The following is a 15,004-nucleotide window of genomic DNA, read 5'->3' as shown; positions in this document are numbered from 1 at the left end:
AAACAGCTGCATCCCCGGGCGACTCGACGCAGTGGGCGCCCAGCGAGCGCCTCAGCGACAAGGGCCCCCTCCACGAGCCCCCGGACACCCGACCACCCGAGCCCGCCCGCGTCCTCTGTCCGGAATCACGCGGGCGGCTCGGGTGCCCGAGCGGCTCACACGACGACGAAGGCGTCCAGGATCAGCGAGTTGCCCGTGGAGGCGGCGTTGCGCTTGCTGCCGCGGCGGATGGTGATGGTGTGCTCGCCGGCACTGAGGGTGCTGCTGGTGAACACGGTGCGGGCCGAGCGGTTCGTGGCGCTGTAGCGGTCGACGGAGGCGACGAGCACGCCGTCGATCAGGACCTCGTTGATGCCCGAGGTCGGGGTGATCCGGCTCACCCAGCTGACCTTCGTGCCCCGGAAGCGGAGGGTCGCCGAGGCCGTGGAGGTGCTGGAGTACGAGATGCTGCCGCCGCTGTCGGCGGTGCTCGAGAGCGTCGCCCAGGTGCCGACCGTCGCGATGACGGCGGCTCCGTTCTGGTACGTCCCCGCCGCCGGCAGCGTCGAGGTCGGGGTGGGCGTGGACGTGGCCGTCGGGGTCTCGGTCGGAGTCGGCGTGTCGGTGGGCGTCGGCGTGCTGGTCGGAGACGCCGTCGCGGTGGGGGTGGGCGTCGACGTGGAGACGGTCCCCGCGGTCACGACGAAGGCGTCGAGGATCAGCGTGGATCCGGTGGACGCCGGGTTGCGCGTCGTCCCGCGGCGGATCGTGACCGTGTGGGTGCCGGCGGCGATCGGCCCGCTCGTCCAGACCGTCTGACCCGAGCGGGTCGTGGGGCTGTAGCGGTCGACGGTGGCGACGAGGACGCCGTCGAGCAGCACCTCGTTGATGCCGGAGGTCGCCGTCATCCGGCTCACCCAGCTGACGCCCGTGCCCGAGAAGCGGAAGCTCGCGGACGCTCCGGCCGAGCTGGAGTAGCTGATGCTCCCACCGCTGTCGGCGGAGGAGGAGATCGTGCTCCAGGTGCCCGCCGTCGTGATGAGCGGCGAGGAGTTCTGGTACGTGCCCTCGCCCGGGATCGACGAGGCGGGCTCGTCGGGCAGCGGAACGACCGGCTGCTCCGCGAGCCAGCGGTCGAACGTGTCGAGCATGTCCTTGTTCGTCAGGCTCGGCACGTTGTGGCCGTTCGGAGCGCCCTCGGTCGGCGTGTAGAGGACCACCGCCTCCTTCGCGACGGGCTTCGCGAGCGCGACCCACGCCCCTCCGTGCACGGCGATCGGGACGAGGACGTCCTCCGTCGAGCCGGTCGTGCGGATCCGCGCCCCCGCCCACGAGGCCTGCGGCAGCAGCGCGGGGTCGGTCGCCGGGATCGTCGAGGGGTCGTTGTCGTAGTCCGGCAGGACGCGCCCCGGGTCGCGGCGGGCCATGTCGGCCATGTCGTAGACGCCGGCCGCGTGGTACGCGCCGCGGATCTCGGGGACCAGCTTGTTGCCGTACGCCCAGCAGAGCAGTGCGCCACCGCCGGAGTTCGAGCGGAGGAAGCTCGCCCCGATCCGCCACGTCTTCTGGAACCAGGCGACCGCGTCCACCTGCATGGCGACGGCCCGCTTGTTCGTGTAGATGCTGCCGCCGTAGTTCGGGCAGATCGAGATGACGCCCTTGTCGACGGCCTGGTCGGCGCTGTACTGGTAGGCGCCGGACAGGGCCGCGTAGGTGCTCCCGTTGGCGTGGTAGTACCAGTAGACGACCCGGCCGATCCGCTGCGAGGGGACCGCGGTGTGCGGAACGAAGAGCCGCGCGCGGTCGGTGCCGATCATCACGTCGATGATCTGGTACGGCTTCTTCCCCACGCGCGAGATCGCCGTGTCGCTGCGCCCGAGCTCGTTGGGCAGCGGCGGGATCACGCTGTAGTCGGGCGCCGCGGACGCGGTCATCGCGTAGGCGAAGGCGGATCCGACGCCGAGGGCGGCTCCGGTGAGGACGAGACGGCGGCTGTGGCGCGCAGGAGAGGACATGGGATCCCGACGTGGAGAGGGCTGCTCGGTCGGCGGAGCCTGACCGGAAGGTGTGAGGGGGGTGCTGCGGTCCGGATCGGACCACCGTGGAGGGGGCGCGGTGCGGTCCTTCGGGGGACCGTGCGGGCGGGCAGGCGCGAATGCATCCTCCCGCGTCCGCCGCGCGACCACCAGACCCACTTCAGGGACACCCGCGGCGGCGCTCCCACCTGGCGTCGAGCAGCGGAGCGATCCGGAGAAGGTCCTGGTGAGAGCGCTATCTCGCGCCACTGCTCCGGAGATGCCCGCCACGGGAGCGGAACCGCATCGTGTCGGTGGCGGAACTCCGGGGTCCCGCGGGGCCGGCACGGATCCAGGCCGCCCTCAGCCCGGCGCGAGGGCCGTGCGCACGTCAACACTCTCGCGGGGGACCCCCGGATCGGTCGCGTTTTCTGGACACCACCTGAGCGCTGGTTCAGCGCTCGCTCTCCCCCTTCTGCGTGCCCACCGGATCGGGGGCCCGTCGTCCGCCGCCCACGTCCCGTCTCAGGGGGACAGGGCGCCTCCGAGCCGCGACCTATCGTGATCCCGCTCCATCCGGAAGGCCCGGCGAGGCGCCCCGGGGGGGAGGTCGATCCGTGTCGAACGCGCATGCCCGGCCGAGCCACGACCGCTCGATCGCCCTCGGCCTCGTCCTGCTCCTGCTCGCCGCCGTCCTCGTGGTTCTGCCGGCGACGAGAGCTGCGGCGGCCACGGTCCTGCTCCAGGAGGGCTTCGGCGGCACCAGCGTCGCGGACTCGGCCTGGCAGGCGCTCGACGGGGGCTGCATCACCCGGGCGACGACCGCACCCCCGGCCGGGTCCTCGAACCTCGGCGTCTGCGCCAACCGGACTCAGGCCCCCGTCGCCGCGACGAGTCCGGGCTTCCTCCAGCTCACCGATGCCCGCAACGACGCCAAGGGCGGCGCGGTCTTCAACCGGCCGATCCCCGCGATGGGCGGCATCGACGTCCAGTTCGACCAGTACCAGTACAGCTCCGCCCTCGGCCTCCTCGGAGCAGACGGCATCGGCTTCTTCCTCACGGACGGCTCGAAGTCCCTGACTGCGGCCGGAGCCCCTGGCGGCTCGCTCGGCTACGGTCAGTCCGCGACCGTCGAGGGTGTGAACGGCGGCTATCTCGGCATCGGCATCGACGCCTACGGGAACTTCTCGGCCAGACCTCCCACGCAGAGCACGACACCCAACGCCCCGCCCACCTACGGACTCGGATTCGGGTGCCCCTCCGGCTCAGGCCAGGGCCAGGTCGCGAATCAGATCGTCGCCCGCGGTGCAGGCCAGGGCCAGACCGGCTACTGCTTCCTGCAGGCCGCGCCGCCGCCGACGCTCACCTCCGTCCGCACCCCGATCACCGTCTCGTCGGGCAATCCGCCCGCGAGCTACGGCAGGACCGTGCGGATCACCGTGTCCGCCACGGCCTCCCCCGTCGTCACGGTCTACTGGGGCACCTCGGCGGGAATGGCCGCCTCCGCGCTGACGCAGCTGATGCAGTTCACGATGCCGACCGCAGCGCCCTCGACCTTCAAGCTCGGCTTCACGGCGTCCACCGGTGGATCGAACGACACCCACCTCGTCCGCAACGTCTCCGTCTCGTCCATCAACACTCTCGACGACATCACTCTGGTCAAGCAGATCGACCGCACCACCACGCAGCCCGTCGCCTACGCCGAGGGATCCGTCATCCCCTACCAGTTCGTCGTCACGAACGGGTCTATCCGGGGCACGCTCACCGGGATCGTCGTCACGGACCCGAAGGCCGCGAGCATCTCCTGTCCGACGACGACCCTGCTCCCGCTCGCCTCCACCATCTGCACGGGATCCCATACGGTCACGGCCGCCGAAGCGGTGGCCGGCTCGTTCGTCAACACAGCGACCGCTGCAGCGACGAAGACGGAGACGATCTCGAACGTCGTGACGACGACCCCCGTCACGAGCAGGACCGCCACCGTCACCGCCCCCATCGCCACCCCGGCTCCCGCTCTGACCCTCACCAAGACCGCCCTGCTCACCGACACGAACGGCAACGCCCAGGCCGACGCCGGAGAGCAGATCCGCTACTCCTTCCTCGCCCTCAACTCCGGCAACGTCACACTGCAGACGGTCGCCGTCGCCGACCCGAAGGTCACCGGCATCACGCCCGCCTCGACGCAGCTCGCCCCCGGAGCGAGCGCCACCTTCACGTCGGCGCCGTACACGGTGCTGCAGACCGACATCGACAAGAACACGTCGCTCGTCAACACGGCGACCGTCTCCGGCCGCACCCTGGCCGCCACGCCCGTGACGGTCACCGCGACCTCCACGGCCACCACGCCGATCCGCTACGCGCCCTCGATCTCGCTGACGAAGAACGGCACGATCCCGACCGGGGCCGCCGTGGGCTCGACCGTCTCCTACAGCTTCTCCGCCACCAACACCGGCAACACCGGGCTGAGCGCCGTCGCGGTCACCGACCCCAAGAGCGGGCTCTCCGCGCTCGCCTACTCCTGGCCGGGGACCGCCGGGCGCCTCGAGATCGGCCAGTCGGTCACCGCGACCGCGTCGTACACGCTCACGCAGGCCGACGTCGACGCGGGCCAGGTCCTCAACACCGCCACCGCGACCGGCACCCCTCCGACGGGCGCCGCCGTCACGGCCACCGCCTCGCGGACGGACACGATCACCCGCACGAACGACCTCGCGCTCACCAAGACCGCGAACCCCGCCTTCATCAGCGCCGCCGGCACCGTGGTGACCTACACCTTCCGCGCGACCAACACCGGCACCACCACCCTCACCGCGGTCGCGATCAGCGACCCCAAGAGCGGGCTCTCCGCTCTCACCTACTCCTGGCCGGGCACTTCCGGACGACTGCTGCCCGGCCAGGTCGTCACCGCGACCGCCGCCTACACGACCACCGCCGCCGACGTCACCGCCGGCACGATCGCCAACACCGCCACGGCGACGGCGACCGGCCCGACCGGCGGGGCCTTCACCCGCACGGCCTCGGTGAGCATCTCGGTGATCCCCGATCCGGCGGCCGACGCCGCGACGGTCGTGCAGGGCGGATCGGTCGTGATCGACGTGCTCGCGAACGACGGGCCCGCCGCGACCGGAGCGACCTTCTCGCGCGCGCAGCTCTCGGCGACCCCGAAGGCGATCGGAGGCGCGGCGACCCCCGCCCCCGCCACTCCCGTGCAGGGGTCCGTCTCCTGCGTCGCGAGCGGAGCGACCCGCGGCCAGTGCACCTACCGCCCGATCGCCGCCTTCGTCGGCACCGACGTCTTCGACTACTCCCTCTCGGGCCAGTACGGCACCTGGAACGTGCGGGTCACGGTCACCGTCACCGCGCTGAACCGCGCGCCGGTCGCCCGACCCGACCGCGTGGTCGCGACCACCGGCGGCCCCGCCGTCACCGTCGCTCCGCTCGCGAACGACACCGACGAGGACCCGGGCACGACCCTCGCCCTGGCCGGCACGAGCGTCCCGGCCGGGCTGCGCGGCACCTTTTCCTGCTCCGGATCCACGTGCACCTACACGCCCGCGACCGACGGCTGGACCGGGAGCGCGACGATCGCGTACACGGTCACGGACGGCGCGCTCACGGCGGGCGGCACGATCACGGTGTGGGTCGATCCCGCTCCCCTCGTCCGGCGCGGCTTCTCCGGCACCGGCAGCACGAGCGGAGCGGTCGGGCTCGGCGCCTGGACCAGCTCCTCCGTGGTCGCCACGCCCGTCGCGAGCTGCACGGCCGGTCGGCCGAGCACCCTCGTGAGCTGGTCGGCCGCCGCCGGAGCGACCGGCTGGACCCTCGAGCGCCGCCTCGCGGGGACGACGCCCGGCCCCTGGACCGTGATCGCGGCACCCGCCGCCTCCGCGACGAGCTTCACCGACGACCGGGTCGGTGAGGGCCGCAGCTACCAGTGGCGGGTCCGCCCGGACCTGCAGCGCTGGCTCGGAGTCGCGTCCGCCGCCTCGACCGCCGTCGCCCAGCCGGCCGTCACCACCGCCGGAGGCTGCTGATGCCTCCCCGCCGACACCCCTCTCGTCCTGCACGTGTCCTCGTGAGGGAGACCACGCCCGCACCGGGCACCACCCACCAGAAAGGAACGGTCGCCATGACCACCACAGCACCCACCCGTCGTCGCAGCCCCTGGAAGAAGATCGCCCTCACCGGCGGCGTCCTCCTCGCCGCGGGAGCCCTCGCCGGCGCCGGCGCCTTCGCAGTGTTCACCGACTCCGGGACCGCCAGCGTCACCGCGGACGCCGGACAGCTCGACATCAACCTCGACGGCACCTTCATCGTGACGGACATCGCGCCCGGAGACACCATCCAGCGCCCGGTGACGATCGTCCTGCCGAACGCCACCAACGACGGCGACCTCGTCTCGTCGGTGCGCTTCTCGCAGGCGGTCACCAACGACGTCGTGGGATCCGACACCACCGACCAGAACCGTGTCGGCCAGTCTCTCGTCTCCGGCCCGAACGGCCTCGACTACCGCCTGCTGACCTGCTCCACCGCCTGGACGACCGCCCCCACCACGACTCCGGCGGGCCCGTACTCCTGCAGCGGGACCACCACGGTCACCGGATCCGGCAAGCTGTCGTCCATCGGCGGCCAGGCCGGCGCGGTCGACTTCACCCCGGCGAACTTCGGCATCACCCCCACCACGACCGGGACCTTTCCCTCGGACGCCGGTGACGTGACACTGAACACGCTGATCGAGCTCGTCCTGCCGACGGCGGCCGACAACGCGTACGAGAACGCCTCCGCCACGGTCACCTTCACCGCCGCCGCGATCCAGCGCGCCGGCATCCAGAAGTAGACCGTCCGCCACCGCCTCCGCCCTGCCCGGCCGCCACCGGCGCGGGGCGGAGGCATCCCCCTTTCCCCGGAGTCGTCCCCATGCCCCACGCCCGTGCGCTCGTCGCCGTCCTCGCGGCGGTGCTCCTCGCGCCCGCGGCGAGCGCCGAGCCCGTCGGCGTGCTCGACGTGCGCGAGCTCTCGGCACCCGGATCCCTCACCGACCTCGCTCCGGGCGACCGCGCCGAGTGGGCGGTCGAGGTGACCAGCACCGGCCTGTCGCCGCAGGGGGTCTCCGTGGCCTTCGCGGTCGACGGAGGCACGCTGGCGCAGGACCCGCGCGACGGCCTCCAGCTGTCCGTCGAGCTCTGCGACTCGGCGTTCACCGTCGCCGAGGTCGTCGACGGGGAGCGCACGGTCGAGCGCTACCTCTGCCCCGGCGACGCTGTGCCGCTCGGATCCGGGCCCGCGGCGATGCTCGGACGGCTCGACGGTGTCCGTCCGCTCGAGCGCGGGGCCACCGTGGGGGTGCGCGTCCGCGTCCTGTTCCCGGAGTCGGCCGGCAACGGGACCGAGCTCGCGGCGGCGTCGCTGCGGGTGCTCGTGGGCACGACGGAGGAGGATCCCTCCGCGACGCCCGGCCCCGGCTCCTTCCCCGGAGCGGCGGGCGGCGGGCTGGCCGTCACCGGCCGCGACCTGGGCGCTGCGCTCCTGGGCGGGATGCTCGCCCTCGGCTCGGGCGCCCTGCTCGCCGCGGCTGCGCGCCGTCGTCACCGGAGGGAGCAGGCGTGAAGGCCCTCCGCGCTCTCCTCGGCGGCCTGGTCACGATCGTGGCCGTCGCCGGCATCGCCGTCTTCGTCCTCTCCGCGCTCGGTCTCGTGCGGCTCGTGCCGGTGCTGTCGAACTCGATGGCGCCCGGGATGCCCGTCGGCTCCCTCGCCGTCACCCTGCCCGTCGACCAGGCCGCGATCCGCGCCGGCGACGTGATCGTCTTCACCGACCCGGACGATCCGGGCCGCCGCGTCATCCACCGCGTCACCCTCGTCTACTCCGAGGAGGAGGCGGCGGCACTCCGCGGCCGCGAGCCCGGCCAGCTGGCGCTCACCACCAAGGGCGACAACAACGAGTCGGCCGACCCGTGGATCGTGACGATCGCGGACGAGCGGATCTGGCGCGAGAGCTCGGTGGTGCCGCTGCTGGGCTGGCCGAGCATCGGCCTCGCCCACCCGGAGGCGCGGTTCGCGCTCTTCGCCGCGGGCGGCGCGGTCATCGTGGGCGCGCTCCTGATCGCCATCTGGCGCCGCCCCGCGGAGGTCGCCCCGTGAGCGGCGCGCACCGCTCGTCGGACGGCACGCCGCCCCCGGAGCCCCTGCGTCCGCCCGCTGAGCACGGACGGCACAGCGCCCGGCCGTCCTCCCGCGACCGCGGAGCCCCGCGCCACTCCCCCGAGGTCCGCCGCCGCGTGGTCTCCCGCGCCGGCCTGGCGGGACTCGTCGCCGGCGCGCTCGTCCTCGGCGCCGCCGCCACCGCCACCGCCGTGCTCCTGGACCGGGGCTCCGTGAGCGCGCGGGTCGCCTCCGGCACCGTCATCGCGACGTTCACCGGCACCGGAGCGACGACCGTGCCGGTCCCCGTCGCGGGACTCGTCCCCGGCGGCACGGCCCGGCGCCTCCTCGACCTGACGAACGCCGGGACCCTGCCGATGTCGGCCCTCCAGCTGCAGACGGCCACGGGCACCGACCTTTCGGACGGCCTGCAGCTCGCGATCGAGCGCTGCTCGCTGTCCTGGTCGGCCGATGCCGCGACCTGCCCCGGCACCGTCACCACCGTGTCGGCCGACCGCCCCGCCGCCTCCCGCCTCGACCTGCCCGGCTCCCCCGCCCTCGCCGTCGGAGCGACCGACCACCTCCGCTTGACCGTGCGCCTCTCGGAGTCCGCGCCGTCCGCCGCGCAGAGCACTTCCGCGACGCTGACCGTCACCGTCGTCGGCGTGCAGCGTCCGGGCCGCCAGCTGTAGGCGCGGCGGGCCCACGCCTCGGCGGCACCACCGCCGCGCCGCCCCCTTCCGCGCTGAGGTGCCCGGGACGGCCGTCGACACGCCGGAGAGGGCGACCGTCTCGGGCGACTCAGCGGGGCCGCGGGTACCTCGGTGATGCCTCGCTACTCGCGCAGGGCCGCCACGGCGTCGTGGAAGCTCGGCACGTCGGAGAGCACGCCCTCGGGGCCCAGCACCGTCCAGGTCGTGCCCGTGCGGATCAGGACGCCCAGCTCCTCGGCGGGCCGGCGGCGGGTGCGGCGCAGCTCGAGCACGAAGACTCCGGGACGCGCCTCTCTGATCTCGGGAGTGCGCCGGTCGGGCAGCATCACGAGTCCTCCCCGAGGGTCAGCGGTAGACGCTCCACTCCTTCTTCACGATCCGGCGTTCCTCGCCGTCGACCGCGACGATCCACTCGCCGTCCTTCTTGGCCACGACCCGCCCGCGCAGGTACTGCGGCTCCCAGCCGTCGGCCTTGTTGACCCACTTCACGAACCGCGCGAACCGCCCCGGTGCCACGTCGTCTCTGGACATCTCTCGACTCCCCTCGTCGTCACCGGCACGTCCATCGCCCTCCGTCAGGAGAGCACCTCGCCCAGCGCGAGGGGGACCTCTCCTGTGAGGTCTCGAAGCCGGTTCACCGACGGTAGACCGCGCTGCTGGAAGTGGACGAGGCCGTTGACTGATCGACGATCGTCTGGCAGTGGGGTCAGGATGCGGCAGCGGAATCAGGAGTCGAACAGCACGTGCGGCCGTCCGGCGTCGACGATCACGCGGGCGCGCACCCCGTAGACGTCCGCGATCAGCGCCGGAGTGAGCACCTCCTCCGGGGTGCCGCCCGCGACCACGCGCCCCTCGCGCAGTACCAGCAGCGCGTCGCAGAACAGGGCCGCGAGGTTGAGGTCGTGCAGCGCGACGACCGTGGTCACCGGCAGCGCCCGCACCAGGGCCAGCAGCTCCAGCTGATGGCGGATGTCGAGGTGGTTGGTCGGCTCGTCCAGCAGCAGCTCGCGCGGCTCCTGCGCCAGCGCCCGGGCGATGTGCGCGCGCTGCCGCTCGCCGCCCGAGAGGGTGTGCCAGAGGTGGTCGGCCTTCGCCTCGAGACCCACCTGCTCGAGGGCGCGCTCGATCGCGCGCAGGTCCTCGGCCGTGTCTCCGCCCAGAAGGGAGCGGTGCGGTGTCCGCCCCAGCCGGACGACGTCGCGGACGGGGAGGTCCGCCTCCGTCTCGGCCTGCTGCGTCACCGTGGCCACGGCCCGGGCGACCTCGCGGCGGCGGAGCGAGCGGAGCGGCGCGCCGTCGAGGGTGACGACGCCGGCGTCCGGAGCCGCGGTGCCCTGCAGCAGCCGCAGCAGCGACGACTTGCCCGAGCCGTTGGGCCCGAGCAGTCCCACTGTCGAGCCGGGAGCGGGGCGGAGCGAGACCCCGTCGACCACCAGGCGGCCGCCCCGGCGCCACGAGACCCGGTCGGCCTCGAGCGTCACGAGCGGCCCCTCCGCCGCAGGAGCAGCAGCATGAACACCGGCACGCCGACGAGTGCCGTGCCGACCCCCACCGGCAGCGGAGTCGGCGCGAACGCCACCCGCGATCCGGCGTCGACCCACACCAGGAACACCGCGCCGAGCAGGATCGTCGCGGGGATCACCCGCGAGTGCCGCTGGCCGAACACGAGTCGCGCGGCGTGCGGCAGCACCAGCCCCACGAAGCCGATCGCGCCGGCGATGCTCACCAGGGTCGCCGTCAGCAGGGCCGTCACCACCAGCAGGAGGAGGCGGGTGCGGCCCACGTGCACGCCGAGCGACGCGGCCACGTCCTCCCCGAAAGCGAACGCGTCGAGCGTGCGCGCCGCGGCGAGGCAGACCACGGAGCCGAGCAGCACGACTCCTCCGCTCAGCGCCACGTCGTCCCAGCGCATGCCCTCGAGGGAGCCGAGCAGCCAGAACATCACGCCGCGCGTCTCGTCCGAGTCGGCGAGAGCGAACACGATCAGCGAGGTCAGCGCCGAGAACAGCTGCGTGCTCGCCACCCCCGCCAGGATCACGCCCGAGGTGCCGCCCGCCGAGAACCGCGTGAGCAGCAGCACGAAGCCGAAGGCGACCAGCGCGCCGACGAAGGCGCCTCCGGAGAGCCCGACCACTCCTCCGCCGACCCCGAGCACGCCGACGAGCACCGCGCCCGTGGACGCTCCGGAGGAGACGCCCAGCACGAACGGGTCGGCGAGCGGATTGCGCAGCAGCGACTGCAGGATCACTCCGCACACGCCGAGCCCCGCCCCGCAGGCCGCGGCCACGAGTGCGCGCGGGAGGCGCTCCTGCCAGACGATCGCGTCCTCGGCCGCACGCACCGGGACGGAGGCGAGCCCGAGGTGGTTGAGGAGGATGTCGCGGACGTTCACGAGCGAGACGTCGGCCGGGCCGAGCGTCACCGCGACGCCGACCGAGAGCGCCAGCGCGAGCAGCCCGCCGACGACCAGCGCGGCGGCGGCAAGGCCCCGCGGCACCCGGCGGACGAGGACCGCGCCCGTGCCCGTGCCCGTGCCCGTGCCCGTGCCCGTGCTCAGAGCGAGGCCCCGTTCTCGTCCCACCAGGCGCGGATCTTCTCGAGCCCCTCGACGAAGCGGATCGACGGGTTCATCTCGGCGCCGTGGAGCGCGATGAAGCGGCCGTCCTGCACCGCGGGCAGGCTGCTGGTCAGCGGGTCGGAGCGGAGGAACGCGGTCTTGTCGTCGAGGCGGTCGCCGGGGAAGCGGTCGCGCTGCAGGTCGCCGAGGACCAGGACGTCCGGGTCGGCCGCGACGACGCTCTCCCAGCCCACGGCGGGCCAGTCCTCCGTGCGGTCGGCGAAGACGTTGGTCATGCCGGTCGTGGTGCCGAGCATCGAGGCGAAGTTGTAGCCGCCGGCCATGTAGGGCGTCTTGGTGTCGGCGAACCAGAAGGCGACGCTCCGGCCGCCGAGGTCGACCCCCTCGGTGGCGGCGGCGGCGCGCTCCTGCAGCTGCGCGACCAGGGCCTCGCCGCGCTGCTGCACGTCGAAGACCTCGGCCAGCTCGTGGATCTCCTGGTAGAGGACGTCGACGGTCAGCGGGACGGTGCGCGTGCCGCTCCCGCCGTTGACGCTCGCTCCGTTGTCGCAGTCGGAGGGGGCGAGGTAGGAGCCGATCCCCGTCTCGGCGAGGCGGTCGCGCGAGGCGACGCCCTCGGGGGCGTAGTGGCGGCCGAAGGAGGCGGTGACGAAGTCCGGGTCGGCACCGAGCAGCACCTCGTAGGTGGGCGCGTTGTCGGCCAGGCGCGGCACGCTCTCGTTCGCGGGGGCGAGGGTCTCGAGCACGGGGTCGGTCCAGGAGGCCGTGCCGACCATCCGGTCCTCGAGGCCGAGGGACAGCAGGATCTCGGTCGAGTTCTGGTCGAGGGAGACGACCCGCTGCGGAGGGGCGGTGACGGTGGTCGCGGTGCCGCAGTTGTCCAGCATGAGCGGGTACGAAGTCGTGCCCTCCCCCGCGGCGGCCGTGCTCTCGGGCTCGATCTGCTCGGAGGCGCCGCAGCCGGTGAGGGCGAGCAGGGTCAGGGCGGCGAGGGCGAGGGCGGCGGGGCGCCGTCGGTGCGTGGACATGGATCTCCCGTGGTTCGTGGGCGTCGGTCGTCGGCCCGGTGCGCGGGCCTTGTTCGTGGGCGCGGCGCGGAGCCCGGGTAAGCATAGCCTTACCTCACTTCGACCCGTCCATTCGCCCCAGTCGATCCGCGCCACCGACCCTCGGCCACCCTCGGCCCGGCCCGCCGGCGACTCCGCAGAAGTCGCCGTGGTCGCGCGCGAGAACGGCGACCTCCGAGTTCTCGATGCACTCAGAAGGCCCGGAACAGCCGAGTAAGCGGACACCTGTCGCGCACCTCGCCTCCGCAGCCCCCAACCAGGTGGACAGCACCCCGGACACGGTTCCCCTGAGGGCGGGAGAGCGCGATCCTGAACACCGACGCTCGACGGCGCCCGCCCCACCGCCCGCCGACCGTCACGGAAGGAACCCGTTGCCCCGCCACTCCGCCCGCACCGCCGCCTCCGGCCGGTCCGCGCTGGTGCGCAAGGCCGACGCGTCCGGCTACCGGCCCGAGATCGAGGGACTGCGCGCCGTCGCGTCCCTCCTGGTCGCTACTTTCCACATCTGGCTGGGCCGCGTCTCCGGAGGCGTCGACGTCTTCTTCGTGATCGCCGGGTTCCTCACCACCCTGACCCTCCTCGGCCAGATCCGGCGGTTCGGGCGCGTGCGTCCGATCGCCTTCCTCCGGAGGCTCGCCTCGCGGCTCTTCCCGGCGGCCGCGGTGGTGCTGGTCGTCGTCGCGGCGCTCGCTGCACTCCTCCTGCGCCCCTCGCAGCTGCTGCAGACCTTCACCGAGGTGCTCGCCTCGACCTTCTACGTCGAGAACGTCGCGCTCGCGCGGGCCGGAGTGGACTACCTCGCGCAGGACGACTTCCACTCGCCGGTGCAGAACTTCTGGGCGATGTCGGTGCAGGGGCAGTTCTACCTGATCTGGCTCGCCCTGGTGCTCGTCGCGACCCTCGCCGCCGTGCTGCTGCGACGACGCGCGCAGCTGCCGCGGTTGCTGCTGGCGCTCGTCGCGGCGCTCACCGTCCTCTCGTTCGCGTTCTCCGTCGTGCTGGTCGGGATCGACCAGCCGACCGCGTACTACAGCACCCTCGCCCGCTCGTGGGAGTTCGGGCTCGGCTCGCTCGCGGCCCTCGTGCTCCCGGGACTGGCGATCCCGGCGGCCCTGCGGACCGTCGCCGGGTGGTTGGGGCTGATCGGAGTCGTCTCCTGCGGGTTCGTGCTCCAGGTCTCGAGCGCGTTCCCGGGCGCCGCCGCGCTCTGGCCGACCCTCTCGGCGGTGCTCGTGCTCGTCGCCGGGACCGGCCCCGCCCCGGAGCGCGGCGTCGGCCGACTGCTGGCCCTGCGCCCGCTCGTGTGGCTGGGCGGCCTGAGCTACGGGATCTACCTCTGGCACTGGCCACTCCTGGTCTTCTGGCGCGAGAGCACCGGCGAGGACCCGACCGCCCTCGCGGGCCTGGGCGTCATCGCCGCCGCGATCCTCCTGGCCGCCGCCTCGAAGCGCTTCCTCGAGGACCCCCTCCACCGCCGCGCCCCCGCCGAGCGCCCGCACCGCCTCCGCGCGCTCGCCCCCGCGGCCCTGCTGGCCGTCGCCGCCCTGGTCGGAGCGACGGGCCTCACCGGAACGAACGCCGCGATCGCCGCCGACCTCACCCGCGCGCACGCCCTCCCCGTCTCGACCGAGGGCTGCGTCGGAGCCGCGGCGCTCGCGAACGCCTGCCCCGACTCCTGGACCACGAGCCTGCCCGCCGTCGACGCCTCGGAGGACGGCTCCGCCCTGAACACCGACGAGTGCAGCACGGGCAACTCCGGCACCGCGCTCAAGGAGTGCCGCTTCGGCGATCCCGCCGGCCTCCGCGTGCTGCTCATCGGCAACTCGCACGCGGCGTCGTTCTTCCCGGCGCTGCGCGGCGTCGCGGAGGAGCGCGGCTGGGACCTGCACACCTACTACAAGACGGGCTGCGTCTTCTCGACCGCGGAGCGGCGCGACGACTCCGCCTCCTCCCGCCGCTCCTGCGACGTCTGGAACGGGAAGCTGCAGGAGGAGCTCGCGGGCCAGGAGCCGTACGCGCTCGTCGTCACCGCCTACTCCGCGAAGAAGTCCGTGTTCGTCGACGCGTCCGGCACCCCCGACGAGCAGGCCGGCATCGACGGGTTCCACGAGTCGTGGGCGCCGCTGATCGCCCGCGGATCCACGGTGGTCGCGATCCGCGACAATCCGGTGCTGCCCTCGCTCTCCCTGCTGGCCTGCGCCGAGGAGCCGGGCTCCGCGGCCGACTGCAGCGTGCCGCTCGACGAGGCCTTCGCCGACCGCGAGCTGATGGCCGCCGCCGCCGAGGACTGGCCGGGCGCCGCCGCCGTCGACCTCACCCGCTGGTTCTGCGACGACCGCGGCTGCCCCCTCGTGATCGGCGGAGTGAAGGTGTACCGCGACCTCGGGCACCTCACCGAGTCCTATGCCCGGACCCTGGCGCCCTACCTCGGCGAGGCGCTGGACCCGCTGGTCGGCTGAGGGCCCTCGCGCTCGCCTCCGGACGCATGCAAGACTGTTTATACGAACAGGGA

The 15,004-nt window shown here is 73.4% G+C and carries 12 protein-coding genes; 6 read left to right on the top strand and 6 right to left on the bottom strand.

Going from position 1 to position 15,004, the window contains the following annotated elements; translation table 11 throughout:
* Nucleotides 1-155 precede the first annotated feature (155 nt).
* On the bottom strand, nt 156-1,994 hold the full coding sequence (locus C5C30_RS17640; RefSeq protein ID WP_181027253.1) for a hypothetical protein: 1,839 nt from the start codon (nt 1,992-1,994) through the stop codon (nt 156-158).
* Between the two features lie 617 nt (nt 1,995-2,611).
* Here C5C30_RS17640 and C5C30_RS08120 point away from each other — a divergent pair.
* The 5 genes from C5C30_RS08120 (at nt 2,612) to C5C30_RS08100 (ending at nt 8,826) form a co-directional block, all read left to right on the top strand.
* Nucleotides 2,612-6,028 (top strand): Ig-like domain-containing protein, encoded by a 3,417-nt coding sequence (locus tag C5C30_RS08120; RefSeq protein WP_104333499.1) that lies wholly within the window; start codon nt 2,612-2,614, stop codon nt 6,026-6,028.
* A 95-nt stretch (nt 6,029-6,123) separates the two neighbouring features.
* Nucleotides 6,124-6,831, top strand: coding sequence for a TasA family protein (locus C5C30_RS08115; protein WP_104333498.1), 708 nt, complete (start codon nt 6,124-6,126; stop codon nt 6,829-6,831).
* Nucleotides 6,832-6,911: 80 nt separating this feature from the next.
* Nucleotides 6,912-7,601: a hypothetical protein gene (locus C5C30_RS08110; protein WP_104333497.1), complete on the top strand. Its 690-nt coding sequence runs from the start codon at nt 6,912-6,914 to the stop codon at nt 7,599-7,601.
* The gene (locus tag C5C30_RS08105) at nt 7,598-8,134 is read left to right on the top strand and encodes a signal peptidase I (RefSeq protein WP_104223395.1); all 537 of its coding nucleotides are present in this window, start codon (nt 7,598-7,600) and stop codon (nt 8,132-8,134) included. The genes C5C30_RS08110 and C5C30_RS08105 overlap by 4 nt, the downstream gene beginning before the upstream one ends.
* Nucleotides 8,131-8,826, top strand: coding sequence for a peptidase (locus C5C30_RS08100; protein ID WP_104260823.1), 696 nt, complete (start codon nt 8,131-8,133; stop codon nt 8,824-8,826). The genes C5C30_RS08105 and C5C30_RS08100 overlap by 4 nt, the downstream gene beginning before the upstream one ends.
* A gap of 143 nt (nt 8,827-8,969) precedes the next feature.
* Here C5C30_RS08100 and C5C30_RS08095 read toward each other — a convergent pair whose 3' ends face one another.
* The 5 genes from C5C30_RS08095 to C5C30_RS08075 all read right to left on the bottom strand — a co-directional run bounded on the left by C5C30_RS08095 (nt 8,970) and on the right by C5C30_RS08075 (nt 12,453).
* Entirely contained in the window at nt 8,970-9,176 is a 207-nt protein-coding gene (locus tag C5C30_RS08095; protein WP_104256374.1) for a hypothetical protein, read from the bottom strand.
* Nucleotides 9,177-9,192: 16 nt separating this feature from the next.
* The gene (locus C5C30_RS08090; RefSeq protein WP_104223398.1) at nt 9,193-9,378 is read right to left on the bottom strand and encodes a hypothetical protein; all 186 of its coding nucleotides are present in this window, start codon (nt 9,376-9,378) and stop codon (nt 9,193-9,195) included.
* A 194-nt stretch (nt 9,379-9,572) separates the two neighbouring features.
* Nucleotides 9,573-10,328, bottom strand: a complete 756-nt coding sequence (locus tag C5C30_RS08085) for an ABC transporter ATP-binding protein (RefSeq protein WP_104226361.1) — start codon at nt 10,326-10,328, stop codon at nt 9,573-9,575.
* The gene (locus tag C5C30_RS08080) at nt 10,325-11,428 is read right to left on the bottom strand and encodes a FecCD family ABC transporter permease (RefSeq protein WP_374955301.1); all 1,104 of its coding nucleotides are present in this window, start codon (nt 11,426-11,428) and stop codon (nt 10,325-10,327) included. The genes C5C30_RS08085 and C5C30_RS08080 overlap by 4 nt, the downstream gene beginning before the upstream one ends.
* Nucleotides 11,401-12,453 (bottom strand): ABC transporter substrate-binding protein, encoded by a 1,053-nt coding sequence (locus C5C30_RS08075; protein ID WP_104333496.1) that lies wholly within the window; start codon nt 12,451-12,453, stop codon nt 11,401-11,403. The genes C5C30_RS08080 and C5C30_RS08075 overlap by 28 nt, the downstream gene beginning before the upstream one ends.
* A 410-nt stretch (nt 12,454-12,863) precedes the next feature.
* Here C5C30_RS08075 and C5C30_RS08070 point away from each other — a divergent pair, with 410 nt between their 5' ends.
* Complete coding sequence (locus C5C30_RS08070) at nt 12,864-14,951, top strand: acyltransferase family protein (protein WP_181131504.1); 2,088 nt, start codon at nt 12,864-12,866, stop codon at nt 14,949-14,951.
* Nucleotides 14,952-15,004: the final 53 nt, after the last annotated feature.

Source organism: Rathayibacter sp. AY2B5 (assembly GCF_002931645.1).
In the GTDB taxonomy this organism is placed as follows: Bacteria; Actinomycetota; Actinomycetes; order Actinomycetales; family Microbacteriaceae; genus Rathayibacter.
Note: the sequence above shows the minus strand (reverse complement) of the source record. Positions and strands in the feature narration are given on the sequence as shown.

Excerpts from the sequence above, each read along its gene's own strand:
- C5C30_RS08115 (WP_104333498.1), top strand. The coding sequence starts at position 6,124 with ATGACCACCACAGCACCCACCCGTCGTCGCAGCCCCTGGAAGAAGATC.
- C5C30_RS08090 (WP_104223398.1), bottom strand. The coding sequence starts at position 9,378 with ATGTCCAGAGACGACGTGGCACCGGGGCGGTTCGCGCGGTTCGTGAAG.
- C5C30_RS08075 (WP_104333496.1), bottom strand. The coding sequence starts at position 12,453 with ATGTCCACGCACCGACGGCGCCCCGCCGCCCTCGCCCTCGCCGCCCTG.
- C5C30_RS08110 (WP_104333497.1), top strand. The coding sequence starts at position 6,912 with ATGCCCCACGCCCGTGCGCTCGTCGCCGTCCTCGCGGCGGTGCTCCTC.
- C5C30_RS17640 (WP_181027253.1), bottom strand. The coding sequence starts at position 1,994 with ATGTCCTCTCCTGCGCGCCACAGCCGCCGTCTCGTCCTCACCGGAGCC.